Annotated in this window: 19 protein-coding genes; 14 read left to right on the top strand and 5 right to left on the bottom strand. The window is 66.7% G+C overall.

Going from position 1 to position 21,318, the window contains the following annotated elements; translation table 11 throughout:
* Window positions 1–29 precede the first annotated feature (29 nt).
* The 8 genes from RPQ07_RS35935 (at window position 30) to RPQ07_RS35900 (ending at window position 8,172) form a co-directional block, all read left to right on the top strand.
* A complete protein-coding gene (locus RPQ07_RS35935; protein ID WP_313948458.1) occupies window positions 30–1,034 on the top strand; it encodes a hypothetical protein in 1,005 nt (334 codons plus the stop codon).
* 2 nt (window positions 1,035–1,036) lie between these two features.
* Window positions 1,037–2,140 carry a multiple monosaccharide ABC transporter substrate-binding protein gene (gene chvE / locus RPQ07_RS35930; protein WP_313948457.1) on the top strand — a complete coding sequence of 368 codons (1,104 nt, stop codon included), beginning with the start codon at window positions 1,037–1,039 and terminating at the stop codon, window positions 2,138–2,140.
* Window positions 2,141–2,236: 96 nt separating this feature from the next.
* The gene (mmsA, locus tag RPQ07_RS35925) at window positions 2,237–3,778 is read left to right on the top strand and encodes a multiple monosaccharide ABC transporter ATP-binding protein (protein ID WP_313948456.1); all 1,542 of its coding nucleotides are present in this window, start codon (window positions 2,237–2,239) and stop codon (window positions 3,776–3,778) included.
* Window positions 3,779–3,782: 4 nt separating this feature from the next.
* Entirely contained in the window at window positions 3,783–5,042 is a 1,260-nt protein-coding gene (gene mmsB / locus RPQ07_RS35920) for a multiple monosaccharide ABC transporter permease (RefSeq protein WP_313948455.1), read from the top strand.
* 38 nt (window positions 5,043–5,080) lie between these two features.
* Window positions 5,081–6,244 (top strand): aldose epimerase family protein, encoded by a 1,164-nt coding sequence (locus tag RPQ07_RS35915; protein WP_313948454.1) that lies wholly within the window; start codon window positions 5,081–5,083, stop codon window positions 6,242–6,244.
* Window positions 6,245–6,407: 163 nt separating this feature from the next.
* Entirely contained in the window at window positions 6,408–6,923 is a 516-nt protein-coding gene (locus RPQ07_RS35910) for a molybdenum cofactor biosysynthesis protein (RefSeq protein ID WP_313948452.1), read from the top strand.
* A gap of 207 nt (window positions 6,924–7,130) precedes the next feature.
* Window positions 7,131–7,529 carry a VOC family protein gene (locus RPQ07_RS35905; RefSeq protein ID WP_313948451.1) on the top strand — a complete coding sequence of 133 codons (399 nt, stop codon included), beginning with the start codon at window positions 7,131–7,133 and terminating at the stop codon, window positions 7,527–7,529.
* A 259-nt stretch (window positions 7,530–7,788) separates the two neighbouring features.
* Window positions 7,789–8,172, top strand: a complete 384-nt coding sequence (locus RPQ07_RS35900; protein ID WP_313948450.1) for an SRPBCC family protein — start codon at window positions 7,789–7,791, stop codon at window positions 8,170–8,172.
* A gap of 119 nt (window positions 8,173–8,291) precedes the next feature.
* Here RPQ07_RS35900 and RPQ07_RS35895 read toward each other — a convergent pair whose 3' ends face one another.
* The 3 genes from RPQ07_RS35895 to RPQ07_RS35885 all read right to left on the bottom strand — a co-directional run bounded on the left by RPQ07_RS35895 (window position 8,292) and on the right by RPQ07_RS35885 (window position 11,007).
* Window positions 8,292–8,951, bottom strand: coding sequence for a DUF5701 family protein (locus RPQ07_RS35895; protein ID WP_313948449.1), 660 nt, complete (start codon window positions 8,949–8,951; stop codon window positions 8,292–8,294).
* A gap of 278 nt (window positions 8,952–9,229) precedes the next feature.
* Window positions 9,230–9,694 carry a peptide-methionine (R)-S-oxide reductase MsrB gene (gene msrB, locus RPQ07_RS35890; protein ID WP_313948448.1) on the bottom strand — a complete coding sequence of 155 codons (465 nt, stop codon included), beginning with the start codon at window positions 9,692–9,694 and terminating at the stop codon, window positions 9,230–9,232.
* Between the two features lie 110 nt (window positions 9,695–9,804).
* Window positions 9,805–11,007: an epoxide hydrolase gene (locus tag RPQ07_RS35885; RefSeq protein WP_313948447.1), complete on the bottom strand. Its 1,203-nt coding sequence runs from the start codon at window positions 11,005–11,007 to the stop codon at window positions 9,805–9,807.
* Between the two features lie 349 nt (window positions 11,008–11,356).
* On the opposite strand from RPQ07_RS35885, the gene RPQ07_RS35880 reads away from it, so the two are divergent.
* Window positions 11,357–14,125 carry a helix-turn-helix transcriptional regulator gene (locus RPQ07_RS35880; RefSeq protein ID WP_313948446.1) on the top strand — a complete coding sequence of 923 codons (2,769 nt, stop codon included), beginning with the start codon at window positions 11,357–11,359 and terminating at the stop codon, window positions 14,123–14,125.
* A gap of 267 nt (window positions 14,126–14,392) precedes the next feature.
* On the opposite strand, the gene RPQ07_RS35875 is transcribed toward RPQ07_RS35880, so the two are convergent.
* Complete coding sequence (locus RPQ07_RS35875; RefSeq protein WP_313948445.1) at window positions 14,393–15,595, bottom strand: epoxide hydrolase; 1,203 nt, start codon at window positions 15,593–15,595, stop codon at window positions 14,393–14,395.
* A 548-nt stretch (window positions 15,596–16,143) separates the two neighbouring features.
* Here RPQ07_RS35875 and RPQ07_RS35870 point away from each other — a divergent pair.
* Window positions 16,144–16,563, top strand: a complete 420-nt coding sequence (locus RPQ07_RS35870) for a hypothetical protein (protein ID WP_313948444.1) — start codon at window positions 16,144–16,146, stop codon at window positions 16,561–16,563.
* A complete protein-coding gene (locus tag RPQ07_RS35865) occupies window positions 16,560–16,772 on the top strand; it encodes a helix-turn-helix transcriptional regulator (protein WP_313948443.1) in 213 nt (70 codons plus the stop codon). Before RPQ07_RS35870 ends, RPQ07_RS35865 begins: the two co-directional genes overlap by 4 nt.
* Before the next feature lie 111 nt (window positions 16,773–16,883).
* On the opposite strand, the gene RPQ07_RS35860 is transcribed toward RPQ07_RS35865, so the two are convergent.
* Entirely contained in the window at window positions 16,884–17,942 is a 1,059-nt protein-coding gene (locus RPQ07_RS35860) for an amino acid ABC transporter permease (RefSeq protein ID WP_313948442.1), read from the bottom strand.
* A gap of 685 nt (window positions 17,943–18,627) precedes the next feature.
* Here RPQ07_RS35860 and RPQ07_RS35855 point away from each other — a divergent pair.
* The 3 genes from RPQ07_RS35855 to RPQ07_RS35845 are packed head-to-tail and all read left to right on the top strand — an operon-like array spanning window position 18,628 to window position 21,316.
* Window positions 18,628–19,755 carry an LLM class flavin-dependent oxidoreductase gene (locus RPQ07_RS35855; RefSeq protein ID WP_313948441.1) on the top strand — a complete coding sequence of 376 codons (1,128 nt, stop codon included), beginning with the start codon at window positions 18,628–18,630 and terminating at the stop codon, window positions 19,753–19,755.
* On the top strand, window positions 19,752–20,366 hold the full coding sequence (locus tag RPQ07_RS35850) for a GNAT family N-acetyltransferase (RefSeq protein WP_313948440.1): 615 nt from the start codon (window positions 19,752–19,754) through the stop codon (window positions 20,364–20,366). Before RPQ07_RS35855 ends, RPQ07_RS35850 begins: the two co-directional genes overlap by 4 nt.
* Window positions 20,363–21,316, top strand: coding sequence for an ABC transporter substrate-binding protein (locus RPQ07_RS35845; RefSeq protein WP_313948439.1), 954 nt, complete (start codon window positions 20,363–20,365; stop codon window positions 21,314–21,316). Before RPQ07_RS35850 ends, RPQ07_RS35845 begins: the two co-directional genes overlap by 4 nt.
* Window positions 21,317–21,318 lie beyond the last annotated feature (2 nt).

The raw sequence follows: 21,318 nt of genomic DNA, 5'->3' as shown, positions 1-21,318 counted from the left end.
TCGTCCGATATTTCGAACATGGGAGTCCCGTGAACGCCCCGTCCTCACCCCGTCGCCCAGGCGCCGACGCCCTGGCCGACATCGGCCACGCCGTGCCCGCCCTGGACCTGGCCGACACCTCCGCGCACTCCTTCCCCGACGGCGGCACCTGGCGCACCGAGATTCCCTCGGTCGAAGGCCCCGAGGCACTGTCCGTCGTCCTCAAGGAAAGTTCACGCCTCGACGTGCCGATCCACCGGATCAGCCAGGGCAGCGGCGTCTGGATGCTGTCCGACAGCGAGATCACCGAGATGGTCGAGGGGGCCGGAGAGCGCAACATCGAGCTCTGCCTGTTCACCGGTCCCCGCGGCACCTGGGACACCGGCGCCTCCGTCCGCACCGACTCACGCGGCGCCGGGCTGCGCGCCCGCGGGCACGACGCACTTGCGGGCTGCGTCGAAGACGCCGTACGCGCAACGGAGTTGGGCGTCACCTGCCTGCTCGTGGCGGACGAGGGCGTGCTCTGGACGCTGCATCGCGCACGCCTCGCGGGCGTCGTACCGAGCGACACCACGCTCAAGGTCTCCGCACTCATCGGACCCGTCAACCCCGCCTCGTACGCCGTGTACGAGCAGCTCGGCGCGGACTCGCTCAACGTCCCCTCCGACCTCACACTCGCTCACCTCACCGAGATCCGCCGAGTCTCCGCCGCACCCATGGACCTGTACGTCGAGGCGCCGGACGACCTGGGCGGCTATGTGCGGATGTACGAGATCGCCGAGCTGATCCGGCGCGGCGCACCGCTGTATCTGAAGTTCGGTCTTTCGAAGACGTCCGGGATCTACCCCTACGGGGCACACCTGCGCGACCTCACACTCGACACTGCCCGCGAGCGCGTCCGCCGTGGCCGCCTTGCCCTCGATCTGCTGGCCCGGCACGGAGCGGACGGTGGCATGTCACCGCTCGGCTCCCGCCTGCCCGGCGCGCTGAACCGCTTCAGCACGACCACCCCCGTCGACACCGCCCCAGGCCACGCGACCGACAAGGACTCCTGATCATGCGCATACGTACCGCGGCAATCACCGCAGCCTGCTTCACCCTCAGCCTCTCGCTCACCGCCTGCGGCCAGGACGGCTCGGGCGGCAGCGAGGAGAAAAGGGACCCCAAGGACGCCACGATCGGCATCGCGATGCCGACCAAGTCGTCCGAGCGCTGGATCTCCGACGGCAACAACGTCGTCAAGGATCTCAAGGCCAAGGGATACAAGACGAAGCTCGTCTTCGGCGAGGACGACCCGGACCAGCAGGTCTCACAGATCGAGAACATGATCACGCAGGGTGTGGACGCCCTGGTCATCGCGGCCATCGACAACAAGTCCCTGGACAACGTGCTCCAGCAAGCTGCCGACGCCAAGATCCCTGTGATCTCCTACGACCGCCTGATTCTCAACTCGGCACACGTCGACTACTACGCGTCCTTCGACAACGAGAAGGTCGGCAGGCTGCAGGGCACATACATCATCGAGCAACTCGGCCTGGACAGGGGAAAGAAGGGCCCGTTCAACATCGAGCTGTTCGCCGGCTCCAACGACGACAACAACACACGGTACTTCTTCAGCGGCGCGATGAAGGTACTGCAGCCGTACATCGACAAGAAGCAGCTCGTCGTCCAGTCCCGGCAGACCAAGCTCAACCAGGTCACCACTCTGCGCTGGGACGGCGGCACGGCCCAGCGGCGCATGGACGACCTGCTGACCTCCTCCTACGGGGGCTCCAAGCGCGTGGACGCGGTGCTCTCGCCGTACGACGGCATCTCCATCGGCATTCTCTCCGCGCTCCGCGGCGACAGCTACGGCACCAAGACCAAGCCGTGGCCGGTCGTCACCGGCCAGGACGCCGAGGTCGCCTCCGTGAAGTCGATCATCGCGGGCGAGCAGCGGCAGACCGTCTACAAGGACCTGCGCCAGCTCGCCAAGGTCGCCACGGGCATGGTCGACGCCGCGCTGAAGGGCGACAAGCCCGAGACCAACGACACCACCTCGTACAACAACGGCGCGAAGGTCGTCCCCGCCTATCTGCTCAACCCGGTCAGCGTGGACAAGAAGAACTACTCCAAGGAGCTGATCGACACCGGCTACTACAAGGAGAGCGACCTCAAGTAGCCGCCGCAGTCGACCTTCCCCGCGCTCCGGGCTTCGCGCCCGAGCCGGGGAGAGCCGCCATCGACACCCCCATCAGCGACAGAGAAAGGCACGACCATGGCGGGACCCGTCCTGGAAATGCGCTCGATCATCAAGACCTTTCCCGGCGTCAGGGCGCTCTCGGACGTCACCCTGACCGTCCGCTCGGGCGAAGTCCATGCCATCTGCGGGGAGAACGGCGCCGGTAAGTCGACCCTCGTGAAAGTCCTCTCCGGCGTCCATCCGCACGGCACCTACGAAGGAGACATTCTCTTTCAGGGCGAGCCGTGCCGGTTCAAGGACATCAGGGCGAGCGAGCAACGCGGCATCGTCATCATCCATCAGGAGCTCGCCCTGGTGCCCTATCTCTCCATCGCGGAGAACATCTTCCTCGGCAACGAACACGCCACCCGCGGCGTGATCAGCTGGGAGGAGACACTGCGGCACGCCTCCGAACTGCTGCGCCGGGTCGGCCTCGACGAGAATCCACAGACCCGGGTCGCCGACATCGGCGTGGGCAAACAGCAGCTCGTGGAGATCGCGAAGGCGCTCTCCAAGAAGGTGAAACTGCTGATCCTCGATGAGCCGACAGCGGCGCTGAACGACGAGGACAGCGGCAAACTCCTCGATCTGATCCTGGAGTTGAAGAACCACGGCATCGCCTCGATCATCATCTCGCACAAGCTGAACGAGATCGCACGGGTTGCCGACTCCGTGACCATCATCCGCGACGGGCGCTCCATCGAGACGCTGGACGTGAAGGCTACGGAGACCACCGAGGAGCGGATCATCAGCGGCATGGTCGGCCGCGACCTCGACCACCGCTTCCCCGAACGTACCCCGCACCAGCCCGAACAGGACGCGTCACCGGCCCTGGAGATCCGAGGCTGGACGGTGCATCACCCGATCGACCGGTACCGCAAGGTCGTCGACAACGTCACGCTGAATGTGCGCCGTGGCGAGATCGTGGGAATCGCCGGACTCATGGGGGCGGGCCGCACCGAACTCGCGATGAGCGTCTTCGGCCGCACGTACGGGCGCTACGGGGGCGGCACGGTCCTCAAGGACGGCAAAGAGATCCGCACCAAGACCGTCTCCGAGGCGGTCCGGCACGGGATCGCCTATGTCACCGAGGACCGCAAGCACTACGGGCTCCACCTCATCGACACGATCGCCCGCAACATCTCGCTCAGCGCGCTCGGCAAGGTCGCGCGGCGCGGCATCGTCGACGAGCACGCGGAGCGGCAGGTCGCCGAGGGCTACCGCAAGAGCATGAACATCAAGGCACCGACGGTCGCCGAGTCGGTCGGAAAGCTGTCGGGCGGCAATCAGCAGAAGGTCGTCCTCAGCAAATGGATCTTCGCAGGCCCGGACGTGCTGATCCTCGACGAGCCGACCCGCGGCATCGACGTGGGTGCCAAATATGAGATCTACACGGTGATCGACAAGCTCGCCGCCCAGGGCAAGGCCGTCGTCTTCATCTCCTCGGAACTCCCCGAACTGCTCGGCATGTGCGACCGCATCTACACGATGTCCGCCGGCCGGCTGACCGGTGAGCTGCCGCGGGCGGAGGCCACGCAGGAATTGCTGATGCGTCGGATGACGAAGGACAAGAGGTAGCAGGATGAGTACGAATCTGACGGCCGAGTCGCCGGCGGACGCCCCGCTCCCGTCCGGTGACGGCAAGAATCGCGGCAAGGCAGAAGGCGGCGGCCTGCTGGGTCTGGTCCTCGAAGGGCTGCGCCGCAATATGCGGCAATACGGCATGCTGATCGCGCTCGGCCTGATCGTGGCACTGTTCACGGTGTGGACGGGCGGCGACCTGCTGCTGCCCCGCAATGTCTCCAACCTGGTGCTGCAGAACAGCTACATCCTGATCCTCGCGATCGGCATGATGCTCGTCATCATCTCGGGCCACATCGACCTGTCGGTCGGCTCGCTCACGGCCTGCGTGGGCGCGGTCGCGGCCGTACTGATGGTGCAGCACCATGTCGCCTGGCCGATCGCGGTCGTCCTGTGCCTGGTCCTCGGCGCGGCCGCGGGCGCGATGCAGGGCTTCTTCATCGCGTATCTGGGGATACCCTCCTTCATCGTCACGTTGGCAGGGATGCTGCTTTTCCGCGGCGTGACCGAGATCGTCCTCAAGGGCCAGACACTCGGCCCCTTCCCCAAGGGACTGCAGACCATCTCCAACGGCTTCCTGCCGGAGTTCGGCCCGGACAGCAACTACCACAATCTCACCCTGCTGCTCGGCTTCGTCCTGATCACGTTCGTCATCATTCAGGAGGTGCGCGACCGAAGGCGGCAACAGGAGTTCGCTCTGGAGGTGCCGCCCGCGAAACTGTTCGCGCTCAAGCTGATCGCACTGGTCGCCGCCGCGCTGACAGTGACCCTGATGCTCGCCAGCTACAAGGGCGCGCCCGTGGTGCTGCTGATCCTGGCCATCCTGGTCGTCGGCTTCGGCTACGTGATGCGCAACGCCGTCGTCGGACGCCATGTCTACGCGATCGGCGGCAACCTGCCCGCGGCCAAGCTCTCCGGCGTCAGGGACAAGAAGGTCACCTTCCTGGTCTTCTTGAACATGGGCATGCTGGCCGCCCTCGCCGGCCTGATCTTCGCGGCTCGCTTCAACGCTGCCTCCCCCAAGGCCGGCACCAACTTCGAGCTCGAGGCGATCGCCGCCGCGTTCATCGGCGGCGCCTCCATGAGCGGCGGCGTCGGCACCGTCCTGGGCGCGATCATCGGCGGCCTGGTCCTCGGTGTGCTCAACAACGGCATGAACCTCGTCGGCGTCGGCACGGACTGGCAGCAGGTCATCAAGGGCCTGGTCCTGCTCGCGGCGGTCGGCTTCGACGTGTGGAACAAGCGCAAGGTCGGTTCGTAGAACTCCCAGGAAGTATCCACCCCTTACCGGAGCCGCAGATGAAGACGAGTAGACGCACTGTGATGGCAGCGGCCGCCGCGGGACTCGCCGCGACCACGACCGGCACCACAACTGCACACGCCCACCCCCACGGTTCGGAGGGGGGACAGCCCGAGAGGGAGCTGTTCGGCAAGCTCGCCGACGGTACGAAGGTCTACCGATGGTTGCTGGCCAACGGCGGCACCCGGCTGAAGGTGCTGTCGTACGGCGGCATCGTGCAGTCCCTGGAGATACCCGACCGGCACGGCCGGTACAAGAACGTCTCGCTGGGCTTCGATTCCCTCGAGGAGTACGTCGCCTCCAGCCCGTACTTCGGCGCACTCATCGGCCGCTACGGCAACCGCATCGCCAGGGGAAAGTTCAGCCTGGACGGCAAGGCGTACCAGGTGTCAGTCAACGACGGCGAGAACAGCCTGCACGGCGGGTCCAAGGGCTTCGACAAGCGGGGATGGGACGTCGAGAGCTTCACCTCCGGCTCCGACATCGGCCTGGTTCTCCACTACACCAGCATCGACGGAGAGATGGGATACCCCGGAACCCTCAGGGTCAAGGTGAGGTACACCCTGACCCGGCGGGGCGATTGGCGCGTCGACTACGCGGCCACCACCGACAAGGCCACGGTCGTCAACCTCACCAGCCACGTCTACTGGAACCTGGCGGGAGAGGACGGCGGATCGGTCTACGACCACGAGCTGAGCATCGGCGCCTCCCGGTACACCCCGGTTGACTCCGGGCTCATCCCCACCGGCGCACTGGCGAAGGTCGCGGGCACGCCCTTCGACTACCGCCGGCCCAAGACCGTAGGCGAGGACATCCGGGTAGCGCACGAGCAGCTGCTGTACGGCCAGGGGTTCGACCACAACTGGGTTCTGGACAAGGGCAACACGAACGTGCCCCAGCAGATCGCCACACTGCGCGACCCGGCTTCGGGCCGCGTCCTGGACATCGCGACGACCGAGCCCGGCCTGCAGTTCTACTCCGGCAACTTCCTGGACGGAACGCTGGTCGGCTCGGGCGGCACCATCCACCGCCAGGGCGACGCCCTGTGTCTGGAGACCCAGCACTTCCCGGACTCCCCCAACCAGCCGTCCTTCCCGTCCACGGTCCTGCGGCCTGGCGACACCTACCGCTCCACGACGGTGCACAGATTCTCTGCGCGCTGACCGTCAGCCACCCCTGTTGGTTCCGCGGTCGCCGCCCTCGCCCGCCACCGGGCGGGGGCGCTCCCCGACAGTTGTTCCGGCCGATCAGGACCCGGCCGCGGAGAGTGTCACGTCGAAGCGGCAGTTCGTGCCGGGGTCTTCGACCCACCGTAAAGTGAACCGCATGACCATGGTGGAAGTGGTTCAGCTCTTGTTGTCACCGACCCATCGCTATATGGGACGGCCGGCCGACGGTCCGGCTGCGGCACACGAAGACGAGCTGGTCGAGGCTGTCACCGTACGACGGAATCTGGGGATCGTCGGCGACCGGTACTTCGGTCATCCGGCGCACCGCCGCGCCGCCATTACGCTCATGGCAGAGGAGAATCTTCCGACAGATATCAATGCGACAGTCGACCTTCGGCAGACGCGTCGGAACGTGCTCCTCCGAGGGGTGGACATCGATGCGTATGTGGGCTCGACGGTCTCCTTGGACAGCGGCAGCGGCCCGGTCCTGCTGGCAGTCAACAGCGCGGCGCGGCCGTGTGCCTGGATGAACACCACCATCGGAGACGGTGCCCAGCGGGCACTGAGAGGTAAGGGCGGCGTGCGCTGCACACCCCTTTCCGATGGCGTTCTCACCCTGGGAGCCGCAGCATTCACGACAGACGCCATGGACTCCCAGGGAACCCCTGGCTGATCACTTTCACCATTCGGTGTACCCGAGCCGCGACACGGCGTGCTCGCCGCGCGTCCCAGCATCTCCGACGACCGGCTCTCTGACATCGGCCCCGGCGACATCAGGGTGGCTCCGAAGATCAGCAGACGCGAGGACGGCGGCGTCTGGCATCGAGGCGCCAGAAATTTTCGGTGGCGGGCGGGGCGCCGGCCCGACATGATCGCGCGCATGCCTTCAACGGTGACGAACCTAGCGATCGACTGTGCGAACGCCTACCGACTGGCGCGGTTCTGGAGCGATGTGACCGGACACCCGCTGGACCCCGAGGACGAACCGGGTGCCGACGAGACGGAGATCATGCTGCCCGGCGGCCCCGCCTTGCACTTCAACGAGGTTCCCGAGCCGAAGTCGACCAAGAACAGGCTCCATCTGTGCCTGCGCCCGGACACGTCACGGGACGCAGAGGTCGAGCGCCTGCTGACGCTGGGCGCCTCACTGGTCGCCGATCACCGCAAGCCCGACGGCTGGGGCTGGGTCGTTCTCGCCGACCCGGAAGGCAACGAGTTCTGCATACTCCTGGCCGAATCGGAGCGGGCGGCATTGGCTACGAGGACAGCGGTCTCCTAAGGGCTGTCCCGTAATCCCCGGCGGGCGCACGACGACATCTACGGCACCTCGCTGCGTTGTCGGATCGCCCGAATACGCCCAGTATGAGGACGACCCTTCGCCTTGCGATGCACCGCATCTGACGCCGCGCGCTGGTCCACCGGGGATTACGGGACAGCCCTTAGCGGGGCGTGAGCCTTTCGAAGCGAGTGCCTCCGAGCTCTGTGACGTCGCGGCCGCTGCAGTGGCGCACGCTCCCGCTCACAGGCACCTTGGAGGGGTGAGGTTCACATTGCGGGTGCGGGGCGCCGCGCCGCCAGAGACCGTATGGCAGCGCTATGTGCAGCCGGCTCTGTGGCCCACCTGGGCCCCGCAGATCCGGTCCGTTGACACCGAACCGGAACTGCGCGCCGGAATGCGGGGCCGGCTGCTTCCCAAGGCGGGGCCGGCAGTGCGGTTCGTGGTAACGGCCGTCGACCACGAAGAACGCACGTGGAGCTGGCGCGTGCAGACGGGACCGGTCCGCATGCAGTTGTGGCACGCGGTGCGCCCATGCAAGGGCTCAGCCACCACAACGGAGCTGCGCATCGAAGGCCCCCTCCTCGTCGTTGCGGCCTACGCGCCGTTGGCCCGACGTGCGCTGCACCATCTGGTGCGGCCCTGATCGGCGATGCGGTGGCGGCATCCACTGCTCGCGCTCGTTCGCATCACTCGCCGTCAGTGCCGGATTGCGGCAGGGCAGGCCGGGCCGCACGACAAGGTGAACAGCTGGGCGATCACGTCCTACTGAGCCCTGCGGTTCGTTGCTGAGGCGAAGCCCAGCCAGGTGTGGCGATTGCCCCACCAGCACCAGCCGACCTTCGGGGCGTTGCGCCGGTCGCCGCCGTCTCGTCCCGTGCCGTTGCTGATCCAGATCGCCGGAGTGCGGGCATCCAGGGCGCCGTTGGCCTTGCGCAGCCGTGAGCCGATGGTCATGAAGCAGCGGTTGCGCTCGAGCGCCGCCGGCTGCTGGAGCACCCAATGGATGCCTTCGGTGAGCAGCAGCGGAGTGCGGTCGTCTTTGGTGAGGGCGGGCAGTGCCTCCTCGGGGCTCCAGTTGGCCATGTGATCGCCGCGGTCGAGGCCTGTGACGAGGTAGAGAGAAGCGCCGGGCAGTTCGACGGTGCAGGGGGTGAAGCGGTCGACGTCGGGCATGTCGGTGACGACGAAGCCGGGCTTGCCGTCGCGGCGGAGCAGCGGCGCAAGGGCGGAGGCAGGCGCATGGTCGGGGTGGACGGCGAGCAGTGCACCGTCGTCTCCGCGGCCGGCGTCGGCGGCGAACATGCGCATCTCGTCGGCGGGTATCCCCGCGAGCTCGTGCACTCCGAGCTCGATCAGCCGTTCTGCCTGGGCGGCAAGCGGCGGGAGAGGGGGCACGGTGACGGTAGACGAGGTATCGGGCAAGACAGTCCCTCGGTTCACGGTTCGCAGCAGGGGGCGTGACGTAAACGAGGCGGCCCACCGGAGTGTTCCCGGCGCCGCGGTGCCACGACGATGAACATCTGACTCGACGATCGGTCTCCGGGTCTACTCGCGGGTTGGCTACCGTCGGGCCGTGCTGCCCGATCGAGCGTTTGCCGGTCATTCGCCTGTCAGAGGTTGCTCATCGTGTGAGCCGAAGCCAGTCACACTCCCGTGATCTTCGAGGCAACGGGTTCATAGCTGGGCAAGGGACTGACGCCTCAGGTGGGTGAAACGTCGTCAGCCGCTCCGTTCGGCGTGGTCCGCGAGGGCCCCACATCAGCTCCGTCGGGCTTCAGACGAAGAGAGATGCTGTTGATGCAGTACCGCTGGTCGGTCGGGGTCGGAAACCCCTCACCCTCGAACACATGCCCAAGGTGAGATCCACAGCGGGCACACCGGACCTCGGTCTGCACCATGCCGTACGACCGGTCCTCGGCCAGCTCGACGGCGTCGGAATCCTTCGGATCGAAGAAGGAGGGCCAGCCGCACCGGGAGTCGAACTTCTCCTTGGAGGTGAAGAGTTCGGCACCGCAGGCGCGGCACGAGTAGACGCCCTCCGTCTTGGTGTCGGTGTACTCGCCCGTGAAGGGCGTCTCGGTGTGCGCGCGGCGCAGGACCCTGTACTCCTCAGGCTTCAACTCCGCTCGCCATTGCTCGTCCGTCTTTTGGATGTCGTACGACATGAATATCAATACCTCACAAAGGCTGGAGTGTTGGTATCCGTGACATGTGCGGCCGAGTAGATCGGATTCGATCTACTCGGCCGCAGTGCAGGCCTTGATCGCATAGGCCGTCAGCTGCGAAGCGACCGGAGCCCGGTGCGCAGCTCATTCACGAACAACTCCGGCTGTTCCCAGGCCGCAAAGTGTCCGCCCTTGGGGAGCCGGTTGTAGTGGATGAGGTTGGGGTAAGCCTGCTCTGCCCAGGTACGAGGGGACTCGTACAGCTCCTCGGGGAAGACGCTCACAGCGACCGGAAGGGTGACACCCTTGGCACCGAAGAAGGGGAACGTGTTCTCCGCGTAGAGACGTCCTGACGAAACCCCGGTGTTCGTCAGCCAGAAGAGCGTGACGTTGTCGAGGAAGTCGTCCCGCGTCAGGCCTTCAGGCTGACCGGCGAATGAACGAGTGATCATCGCCAGGCTGTCTCTGTCGTGGTCGGCCAGGAAGGCAGCCAGGAACGCCGGCGAATCCGCGAGGCCGGTCAGAACCTGGGGACGTGAAGCCATGATGTACGCGTAGAAGACGTGCGCATACACAAAGGTCAGCTGGCCGACTGCGCGCTGCTCCTCCTCCGTGAGCTCCGGGAGGCCGGGCGGCAGCGGCTGGCTGGTGGCGAGCGCCTGGTCAATGGCAGGGGGGACTACGCCCGGCATGTTGGTGTGGATGCCGACCAATCCCTCAGGCGCCTGCAGAGCCATGACGTCGGTGACGACCGCACCCCAGTCGCCACCCTGCGCCACATACCGGGTGTAGCCGAGGCGCTTCATCAGCTCGGCCCAGGCTCGTGCAATACGGTCCGGCCCCCAGCCCTTGGCGGTCGGCTTGCCGGAGAAGCCGTATCCCGGCATCGACGGAATCACCACGTCGAAGGCGTCCGACGCATTGCCACCGTGCGCTGTCGGGTCGGTGAGCGGTTCGATGATCTTCAGCTGTTCGACGACCGATCCGGGCCACCCGTGCGTGACCAGGATCGGCAGAGCACCCTCGTGTGACGAACGCACGTGGATGAAGTGAATGTCCAGGCCGTCGATCTCGGTGACGAAGTTCGGGTAGGCGCCTACCTTCGCCTTGACCCTGCCGAAGTCGTAATCCTCGCCCCAGTAGCGGATGATTTCCTGAACAGTCGCGAGCTGCGGTCCCTGCGACTGATCGGCGACAGTTTCCTTCTCGGGCCAGCGCGTGGCTGCGATGCGCTTTCGAAGGTCAGCGAAGTCCGCATCCGGAAAATCTACCGTGAACGGCCGGATCGCCGCCCTTTCGGAAGTGACAGACATGGGGAATTCCTCCCGTCAGAGGTACCTACTCGATGAGGTCCCGAGTCTCACCCAGGACGTGTGCTCGTCGCCCCCGGGGAGGCACTGGCATCACCCCGGGGTTTGCCCGGGGTGAGTACGGGGCTTGGCGCTGCCTGCCGTGCAAACCGCATGAGCCGTGGGCAGAGAGCCGCTTATCACGGGACGTTGTCCCGGGCTCCGGGTCACGCCCGTCATCAGCAAAACGGGACGAACATGGTAAATTTGATGGTCTTGAGTTGCGCGTTGCGTTATCGCGACTGGAGGCGCCGCAAGTCTCCAGGCGATCAGCGCTCAGAAACGCACCAACCGATCGGGAAGATCGCTTCCTATGACCAAGTTCGCCGCCCGATCACAGGGCGGGCTGTGGGGTCGGTTCGACCAGCTGACCGCGCTGGATCAGGTACTGGATACAGCTCGGACCGGACACAGTGCAGTGTTGGTTCTTCGCGGCGAGGCCGGCATCGGGAAAACCGCCCTGCTGGAGTACGCGGCCGGCCGGGCCGTGGGGTTCCGCACGATCGACGTCGCAGGCATCGAATCGGAGATGGAACTTCCGTTCGCCACTCTCCAACTGGTGTGCGCGCCCATGCTGGGAAGACTGCACGAGCTGCCTGACCCGCAGAGCGAGGCCCTGTCCGTCGCGTTCGGACTGCGGGAGGGCAAAACCCCTAATCGATTCCTGGTCGGACTGGCCGTCCTCGGTCTCCTGGCCAGCATCACTGAGGACCACCCGTTGGTGTGCCTTATCGATGACGCGCAATGGATCGACGAGGGCTCCGTTGAAGTGTTGTCCTTCGTCGCCAGGCGCTTGAAAGCGGAACCCGTAGCTTTGATCTTCGCTCTTCGGACGCCTTCCGACCGCGATTTGGCCGGTCTACCGGAGATGGTGGTCAAGGGTCTGAGCGAACGCGACGCTCGCGCCTTGCTCGCCGCTGCCGTGAGCGTGCGGCTCGACCCCCTGGTACGAGACCGGATCGTTGCCGAGGCTCGCGGCAACCCCATGGCCTTGCTGTACCTACCGCACACTCTGGAGCCGGCTGAGCTGGCGGGAGGCTTCTGGCTTCCGGGCAGCCGCCCGCTGACAAGTTACCTCGAGAACGCGTTTCATCAGCAGTTCCGATCACTTCCGGAGAACAGCCAGCGCCTTCTGCAGACCGCCGCCGCGGAGCCCACCGGAGACGTGTGCCTGTTGTTTCGCGCGATCGCCCTGCAGAACATACCGGTGGACGCAGCAGCGCCGGCGGACGCGGCCGGGCTGGTCGATTTCCGGACCCGGGTGCGTTTCCGCCATCCCTTGGTCCGCTCGGTCATTTACCAAAGGATGTCCGCACCGGATCGCAGGACGGCCCATCGGGCTCTGGCACAGGCCACGGACGCCCATGACCCGGACCGCAGGGCGTGGCATCGCGCGCGTGCCGCTGCGTGGCCGGACGAGAGCATTGCCACCGACTTGGAGGAGTCGGCCGGCCGGGCTCAAGACAGGGGAGGTGCTGCAGCAGCAGCATCGTTCCTGCGGCGATCGACCGAAATGACATCCGACCCCGCACGGCGCGTCACTCGCGCGCTGGCCGCCGCACAGGCCGGGATCGATGCGGGCGGGCCCGACCAGGCTTACGACATGCTGGCGATCGCCGAGGCCGGACCTCTGGACGCCCTGCAGCGCGCTCGTCTCGAGCGGTTGCGAGCGAGTCTGGTGTTCTCGCAGGTCCGGGGCAGTGACGCTCCCCGTCTTCTGCTCGACGCCGCACACCGCCTGGCGCCCCTCGACCCCGACCTCGCTCGTGACACTCTGCTGGAAGCCGCCGGCGCAGCGGTCTTCGCCGGCCGGCTCACCGAGCAGCCCACGCATCATGAAGTTGCTGCGGCGGCCCGCGCCGAACTGATGCCGCAGAAGGTACGGACCGTTGATGTCCTCCTGGACAGCATTGCCTCTCTGATCATCGATGGCTTCTCCGCCAGCGTCGACGCCCTTTGGCATGCCCTGCGCATCGTCCGGCAGGAGCAGAAGGAGGGCGTGTTGGAAGGCAGTCGCTGGCTGTGGCTCGGTTGCCCTTTGACCCCCGAGCCATTCGCACCGGAGCTGTGGGACGACGGCGCGTGGTGCGAGATGGCAGACAGCGCCGTCGAGATCGCCCGCGATGCAGGAGCTCTTTCCGTTCTCCCCATGGCTCTGAACTACCAGGCTTGTTTCCACGTGCATGCCGGAGAATTCAATCTTGCGGAATTCGAGATCGACGAGGCGAAAACAATCTCGGAGGCGACGAACAGCCCACCCATGGTGTACACCTTGCTGGTGCTCGGCGCTTGGAGAGCACAGGAGTCCGCCATGCTGGAGCTGATCAACTCCAGCATACGCGAGGCGCATGACCGAGGTGAGGGCCGCATTCTCGGTCTGGCCAAATACTCGACAGCTTTGCTGTACAACGGCACTGGCAAATATGACACTGCGCTGGAAGCCGCGACAAGCGCATGCCAGTACGAAGACCTCGGATTCTTCGGGTGGGCACTGATCGAACTGATCGAGGCTGCCGCCCGCAGCGGGCAGCCGGGGGCTGCCGCAGAGGCGCTGGAAAAGCTCACCGCACGTACGAACGCCAGCGGCACCGAGTGGGCACTGGGCGCGCAGGCCTGTTCTCGCGCCCTGCTGAGCACCGGCCAGGCTGCGGATGACCTCTATCAGGAAGCGATCCAGCGTCTCGGACGATGCAGGATCGCCGTGCACCTGGATCGTGCTCACTTGCTCTACGGCGAGTGGTTGCGTCGCGAGAACCGTCGCCAGGAAAGCCGCACACACCTCCGCCTCGCCTACGAGAATTTCAGTCGAATAGGAGCAGCCGGTTTCGCCGAACGCGCCCACAGAGAACTCAAGTCGACCGGAGAACACGCACGCAAACGGACGGCTGGCACCGAGGTCAAGCTGACCGGCCAGGAGACCCAGATCGCGCGACTCGTCAAAGCCGGGCACACCAACAGCGAGATCGCCGGTAAACTGTTCATCAGCCCACGCACGGTCGAATGGCATATCGGCAACATATTCACCAAGCTGGGCGTCACTTCGCGCGCACAGCTTTTCTCAGCGGCATCGCCTCTCAGCTAAGTCATACGTATGTGAGCGACCGCACGAAAAGCACGGCACCTTCGCCCCACAACTGTTCGCCATGAGGAAAGTGCTGGCGCAGCTTCGCGTGAGCTGTGCCGCCTCAGGCCCCTCACGCGCATCATGTCCCGGGGCGGACGGCGAGGCCCCCGGTCCGTCACAGCCCGAGGGTCTCTGCACCATTGTCCTGCTGACCTCCTGCTGACCTGCACGGACGGTCGAGGCCTCTCCGAACTGCCGACGATCAGCGTCCCGCACCTGTTCCTCTCAAGATCGAGCAGTGCCTGCGGCCGTCGCCCGAAGGGGACGAAGGCCGGTGCGCACCTCGTCGACGAAGAGTTCCGGCTGCTCCCAGGCGGGAAAGTGCCCGCCTGCGGGGAGCCTGTTGTAGTGGACGAGGTTGGGGTAGGCCTGCTGCGCCCAGCTTTTCGGAGGTGTGTAGAGCTCGTCGGGAAAGACACTCACCGCAGCCGGGAGGTCAACGCCCTTGACGGCAAGGAAGGGGGATGTGTTTTCCGCGTAGAGGCGAGCTGCGGAGATGGCCGTGTTCGTCAGCCAGTAGAACGTGATGTTGTCGAGTACATCGTCCCGCGTCAGGATGTCGGACTCTCCCCCGTACGCCCGAGTGATCAGCTCCACCCCGGGGTCGAGCATGAAGGCCGCAAGCCCCACGGGCGAGTCTGCCAGTGCGGTCAGCGACTGCGGGAGCGTCGCCATGGTGTAGGCGTAGTAAGCATGTGAGTACAGGAAGATCAGCTGATCGATGGCGCGCTGCTCGTCCGCCGTGGGATCCGGGATGCCGATCGGAAGCGGCCTGCCGGCAGCGAGGGCTTGGTCGATGTCGGTAGGGACTGCGCCTGCCATGTTGGTGTGTATGCCGGCCAGTCCGGGAGGGGCCTGCGCACCCATCAGGTCCGTGATGATCGCGCCCCAGTCGCCGCCCTGTGCTGTGTAGTGGGTGTATCCCAGGCGCTTCATCAGTTCTGCCCAGGCGCGCGCGATGCGCTCGGGCCCCCAGCCGGTCGATGTCGGCTTCCCCGAGAATCCGTATCCGGGAATCGACGGAAGTACCAGGTGGAAGGCGTCCGACGCGTCCCCACCGTGGGCCGTGGGATCGGTAAGAGGGCCGATGATGTTCAGCGTCTGGATGATCGAGCCGGGCCATCCGTGGGTGAGGATGAGCGGCAGCGCATTCTCATGCTTCGAGCGGACGTGGATGAAGTGAATGTCCAGACCGTCGATCTCGGTGGTGAAGTGCGGCTGAGCCTTCAGCTTCGCCTCGACGTTGCGCCAGTCGTAGTCGGCGGCCCAGTAGCGCGCGAGTTGCTGAATCGTGGCGAGTTGTGTGCCCTGCGACTGATCGTCCACCGTCTCCCTGTCCGGCCAGCGTGCCGCCCGGATACGTGACCGAAGGTCCTCCAGTGCCGTATCCGGGTAGTCGAACGTGAACGGTTCTATTCCTGCAGGCATGGGAGAACTCCTCGCCGTGATGCGACGCGGTGCGCTGGTTTCATCCCCGCGATGCCCGGCCTGCCGGGGAAGCCTGAGGTGCGCCGCACGGTCGCCGGGCAATCCCTCGGCCGCGGAGCGTGACCAAGCGGCCTGATGCAGCCACATCCTCAGGGGCGCACTCGGGGCTCGGAGATGTGCGGCCGAGATCGGAAGCAGAAACTCGGCAAACTTCTCAATACCACCCCACGACAACAGACTAGTTCCACCCTCGATACCCGTCATGTCGGACCTCGGCCCACCCCTCGGGGAATGGAAATTGCGGTCGAGCAGTCCGCCCGCGGCTGTACCGGCGCGGTCGACCCGTCGGCATGGCCGGCACTCCCCCGCGTGGACGCGTCCTCGGCGATCAGCCCCCGGCCGGTCCCCCTCACCACCGCCGCAGCGCTGGACGAACGCGCCACCGCCCCTCGTGACGTCTTGGCCGCATTGGCGCCAGAACGTCAACCGACCTTGTCGAGGTGACAAGGATGCTTGACATGATGACAAGCTACCTTTACCTTCTTCCCATGGAGAAATCGCCGGAGAACCGCGATAGCCGCAGCGACATGGTCCGCGCCCGCGCCCTGTTCCTTGACTGGTTGCCGGCGGTCGTCGCCCTTGTGCTGCTCAGCCTGATCTCGGAGTTCGAGCTCTTCGGTTCGGCGGGCTCATGGGAAGTGTTCTGGTCCCTGCTGTACCTCGCCCCGGGGTGGTGGATCGTCCGGGCCGTGGTCAGGAGCCTGCGCCGCGCCGACGAGTACCAGCGACGCTGCCAACTGGAAGCCCTGGCGATCGGGTTCGGGGTTCTGACCATGGCGATCTACGCCGTCGGGCTGCTGCAGGCTGTCGGGGTGGGCGACCTGCGGCAGTTGATCCAGATCAGCTTCATCGGAAGCATCCTGATCTGGATCGCGGCCCTGCTGTTCAAGACCCCGCGGACCCGATGAGGAACCGGCTCAGGGAACTGCGGGCAGCGCGCCGTTGGAGCCAGACCGACCTCGCTGACCGCCTCGACGTCTCCCGACAAACGATCTACGCCATCGAAACCGGCCGCTACGACCCGAGCTTGCCACTCGCATTCAAGATCGCCGCCGTATTCGGCGAACCGATCGAGGATCTTTTCCTCCCCGACGAAACCACGGACGCCGCATCGTGACCGCCGGTTGCCGCAGAGGGCGGCTCCGACTCTCGACATAGGCGACGGCTGCACGTGGTCCCACCGGGCCCCGCACCGACGACGGCCGACCGGCCGTGGCCGACGCGGGGCTCATCGGTCACCCTTGGACGCGGTGACGGCGTCGGGCGCTGCGAGCGCGTGCAACCGGGCGCGCATGGCCGCCAGGTGGATGCGCAACCGCTGCGGCGGCGTGGGCGGCAGGGCGCGGGAAGTGCCGCGCGCGTAGTACCGCTCCACGTAGTACTGGCCCGCACTCAGCACGGTGGTGACGGTGACGTACCAGAGCGTGGCCACCATCAACAACGGAATGACCTGGTACGTCTGGTTGTAGATCAACTGCGCCGAGTAGAGCAGGTCATGTACCGCCAGCACGCTCACGATGCTGGTGCCCTTGAGCGTGCCGATCAGCATGTTCCCGGCGGTCGGCACGATGGAGCGCATCGCCTGCGGGATGACGATCCGCCGCAGCGTGCGACCTCGGCTCAGGCCGAGCGCCTGCGCGGCCTCGGTCTGGCCCGACTCCACGGAGAGAATGCCGCCGCGTACCACCTCGGCGGCGTAGGCAGCCTCGTGCAGCGTCAGTCCGATGACGGCGGTGAGGACAGGGCCGAGCAGGTTCACCGTCTCAATGGTGACGAGTTGTGGTCCGTACGGAATACCGAGGCCGAGCGTCGGATACAGAGCGCCGATGTTGAACCAGAACAGCAACTGCACCAGCAGAGGGGTGGACCGGAAGATCCACACATAGCCCCAACTCAGCGTACGCAGCACCGGGTTGGCCGAGAGCCGCATCACGGCCAGCGTGGTGCCGAGCACAAAGCCGAGCACCATCACCGCGGCGGTCAGCCACAGTGTCAGCAGCAGGCCGTCGAGAACGGCGGACGTGGTGAAGTACCGCAGGACGACGTCCCATTGGAAGGCGTCGTTGCGGATGACGGAACTCAGCACCGTCAGGAAGGCCAGCAGCGCCGCGGCAGCGGCGAGCAGACGGCCCACGTGCCGGCGCGGCACGATCGGCGGCAGCTCCGGACCGCCACCCGTGCCCGGATCGGGCCCGGGTGGGCCGGGCGTCTCCCGACTCCTCTCCGCAGAGGCGGAACCGGTGTCGGGTGCCGAGGCAGGGTCGGTGACATCGAAGGACGTGACCATCAGGAGGCTCTCCTGGAAAGGGATCGCGGGCGTGGATGTGTCCACCCGGTGGCACGCGCAAGGCAGCGCCGCAGACGCTGCCCTGGTCCGGTGCGGCCGGGGCCGGGTGTCGTCACGCTCGCCGCGTCCCTCAACGCGGCCGGAGCGGCTACCGCGCACGGCAGGGCCGATCCGCCTTCGATCGTATGTGCCGGTGGTGCGGCTGTGTCAACCGCGTGTGAAACCAATGGCCGAGGGCGTCCGGCATCCGGTCCGCTCCTTGACGGGGAGCATCCCGTACTGCTCAATTGGTCGCATGAACGCCCAGCAGCGCTTGGTCTCGCGCGACCACATCGACTTCGGTCGGGTGTGGTCCGCAGCGTGTTGCGGCTGACTCGGCAGCGGGCTGTCTGACCGGCCCTTCCCTCCCTCGGTGATCCCCGTCGCGGGCCGAGTTGCTCCCTCGCTTCACCGCTCCGCGCGGACGTCGGTCCGCTTCCGGACATGGTGCCGCGAATCCGGACACGCGCTGCCTTCCCTCCTGCACCTGCCGACGCCGGCGTCGTCACGCCCGTAGCTGTCGGCGGCAGTTCCCCTGACACGTCTCACGCGCCCATCTGACGATCCTTCATGCACGGTGGCGCCTCGCACCGTTCGGCTTCGGGTTCGTCCCCGCGCGAACGCCGCCCTTCGAAAGGCCACTTCCATGCCCGTGGAATTCCTCGGCATAGCCGCCACCAACGACGGCTCCGAAACCACCGCGCGCTCCGGCGCCGCCTTCGACAAGGAGTACACGCTCCGGCTGGCCCGCGCTCACGAGGACCACGGCTGGGACCGGGTGCTGTTCGCCTACGGCTCCGGGTCCCCGGACCCCGCCCCCGCAGCCGCGTACATCGCCGGCAGACTGGACCGCCTCCAGATCCTGCTCGCCCACCGGCCCAACGTCTCGTACCCCACCTTCGCCGCCAAGACCTTCGCCACCCTCGACCGGATCAGCGAGGGCAGGCTGGCGGTCCACTTCATCACCGGCGGCAACGACCACGAGCAGGGCCGCGAGGGCGACACACTCACCAAGAACGAGCGTTACGCCCGCACCCGCGAGTACATCCAGATCGTCAAGAAGATCTGGACCACACACGAACCCTTCGACCACGAGGGCGAGCACTACCGCTTCCATGACTTCGTCAGCGATGTCTTCCCCGTCCAGCAGCCGCGCCCGAACGTCTCGTTCGGCGGGTCCTCGCCCGCCGCTTACGCGGCCGGAGGCGCCGAGGCCGACATCTACTGCCTGTGGGGTGAGCCGCTGGAGAAGACCGCCGAGCAGATCGAGGCGGTGAAGGCGGCCGCGAAGGCAGCGGGCCGCACCGAAGTGCCGCGCATCCAGGTCGCGTTCCGCCCGATCATCGCCCCGACCGAGGAGCTGGCCTGGGAGAAGGCCCATCGCACCGTCACCGCGATCAGGCAGCGACGCGAGAGCGGCCTCGTACGCCACCATCGCAGCCAAGCCCCGGAGAACGCCGGCTCTCAGCGGCTGATCGCCATCGCCGAGGCGGGTGAACGCTACGACCGAGCACTGTGGACCCCCACCGCCGCGGCGACCGGCGGCGCGGGCAACTCCAACGCTCTGGTCGGCACTCCGGAAACCGTCGCCCAGGCACTCCTCGACTACTACGACCTCGGCGTCGACATCCTCTCCGCCCGCGGCTACGACCTGCTGGGCGATGCCATCGACTTCGGCCGGCACGTGATCCCCCTCGTCCGCGAAGAGGTCGCCAAACGTGACGCCCAGCGTGCGGCACGCGGCCCGCAAACTCTCGCGGCGGTGGGTGAATGACCTCCACCGCACACACGCCCCTCCCCGGGTTCACTGTCATCCGCGTCCCGGTCTCCGACCCGCGTGTCAAACCCCTGCTGCGCGAACTCGGCGACGAGTACAGCGCCCGCTACGGCCGAGACGCCCACACCGAACTCGCCCGCTACCCCGATGAGGAGTTCACCCCTGCGCACGGCGGCGTGTTTCTCCTGCTCCTGGAAGAGGGGGAGCCCGTCGCGGGCGGTGCCTTCCGGCGCTACGACGGGACGACGGCCGAGCTGAAGCGGATGTGGACACACTCGGCCCACCGCCGACGGGGTCTGGCCCGCAGAGTCGTCGCCGCGTTGGAGCGCGAGGCGGGCGACCGCGAGTACCGGCGGATCTATCTCACCACCGGGCCACGCCAGCCCGAGGCCCGCGGCCTCTACCTGGCCGCCGGCTACACACCGCTGTTCGACACGCAGGCCGACCCGGAGACCATCGGCCCGCTCCCCTTCGAAAAGCACCTCGCCGTCTCCCGGGCGCGCCTCAGCGCGGACGAGCAGTCCGTCACAGGTGTCCGCAACTCCCCCACTGCCGACGGGAAGTCCCTCACCGCCGAGCGGCGCACCGGAAAGGCCTCCGAGCTGTGAATCTCCCCCGGACCACCCGCCCGCGAAGCACGGCCCTGGCCCTGGCGTTGCTGCCGCTCCTCGGGCTGACCGCCTGCGGCTCCGGCGACGGCGCGCCTTCCCCCGCGGGTGCCCGTGCCCCGGCCGCGCCGTCCGATGACCCGGTCGCCGGCGTACGCGCCGTGGACTCCGTCGCCGCCCTCCTCCCCGCCGACGTGCGCAAGGGCGGCACCATCAGGATCGGCAGCTCCATCGGAAGCCCGCCCGGGGCGTACTACCCGAACGGTCAGGACAAGCCGCCCGCCGGCCAGGACATCGACGTCGCCGACGCGGTCGCCAAGGTCCTCGGCGTGAAGGCGAATCGTCAGGACGCCTCCTTCGAGACGATCCTGCCCGCACTCGGCAGCGGCAAGTACGACGTCGGCACCGGCAACTTCGGCGTCACCGCCGAACGCCTCAAGACCATCGACTTCGTCACCTACATCAACGACGGGCAGGGCTTCGCCGTCCGGACGGGCAGCACCGTGCTGAAGAAGCGCGTCGGCGACCTCACCCAGCTGTGCGGACTGACCATCGGCACCGGCGCGGGCACGACGTTCGAGAGGACCCTCACCGCGCAGAAGGGCGTGTGCGCGAAGGCCGGCAAGAAGCCCTACGACGTCAAGGTCTACTCGGAGAACGGAGCCGTCACCACCGCCCTCCAGCAGGGCCGGATCGACGTCGTCATGTCCACCATCAACGGCCTGCGCCACCAGGCCGCTCAGCCCGAGGCGCGGACCACCTTCCTCGGCGAGTACCACCGCCTCGACGTCGGCTTCGCCTTCAAGAAGGGCTCACCGCTCACCCCAGCCTTCCAGGCCGCGGTCAATCAGTTGATCAAGGACGGCACCTACGCCCGGATCCTGCAGAAGTGGGGCACCAAAGCCTCCGCGATCGACGCATCGCGGATCAATCCGCCCGAGCACCGCTGAGA

It is taken from the genome of Streptomyces sp. AM8-1-1, from assembly GCF_032229325.1.
Taxonomy (GTDB): Bacteria; Actinomycetota; Actinomycetes; order Streptomycetales; family Streptomycetaceae; genus Streptomyces; species Streptomyces achmelvichensis.
Note: the sequence above shows the minus strand (reverse complement) of the source record. Positions and strands in the feature narration are given on the sequence as shown.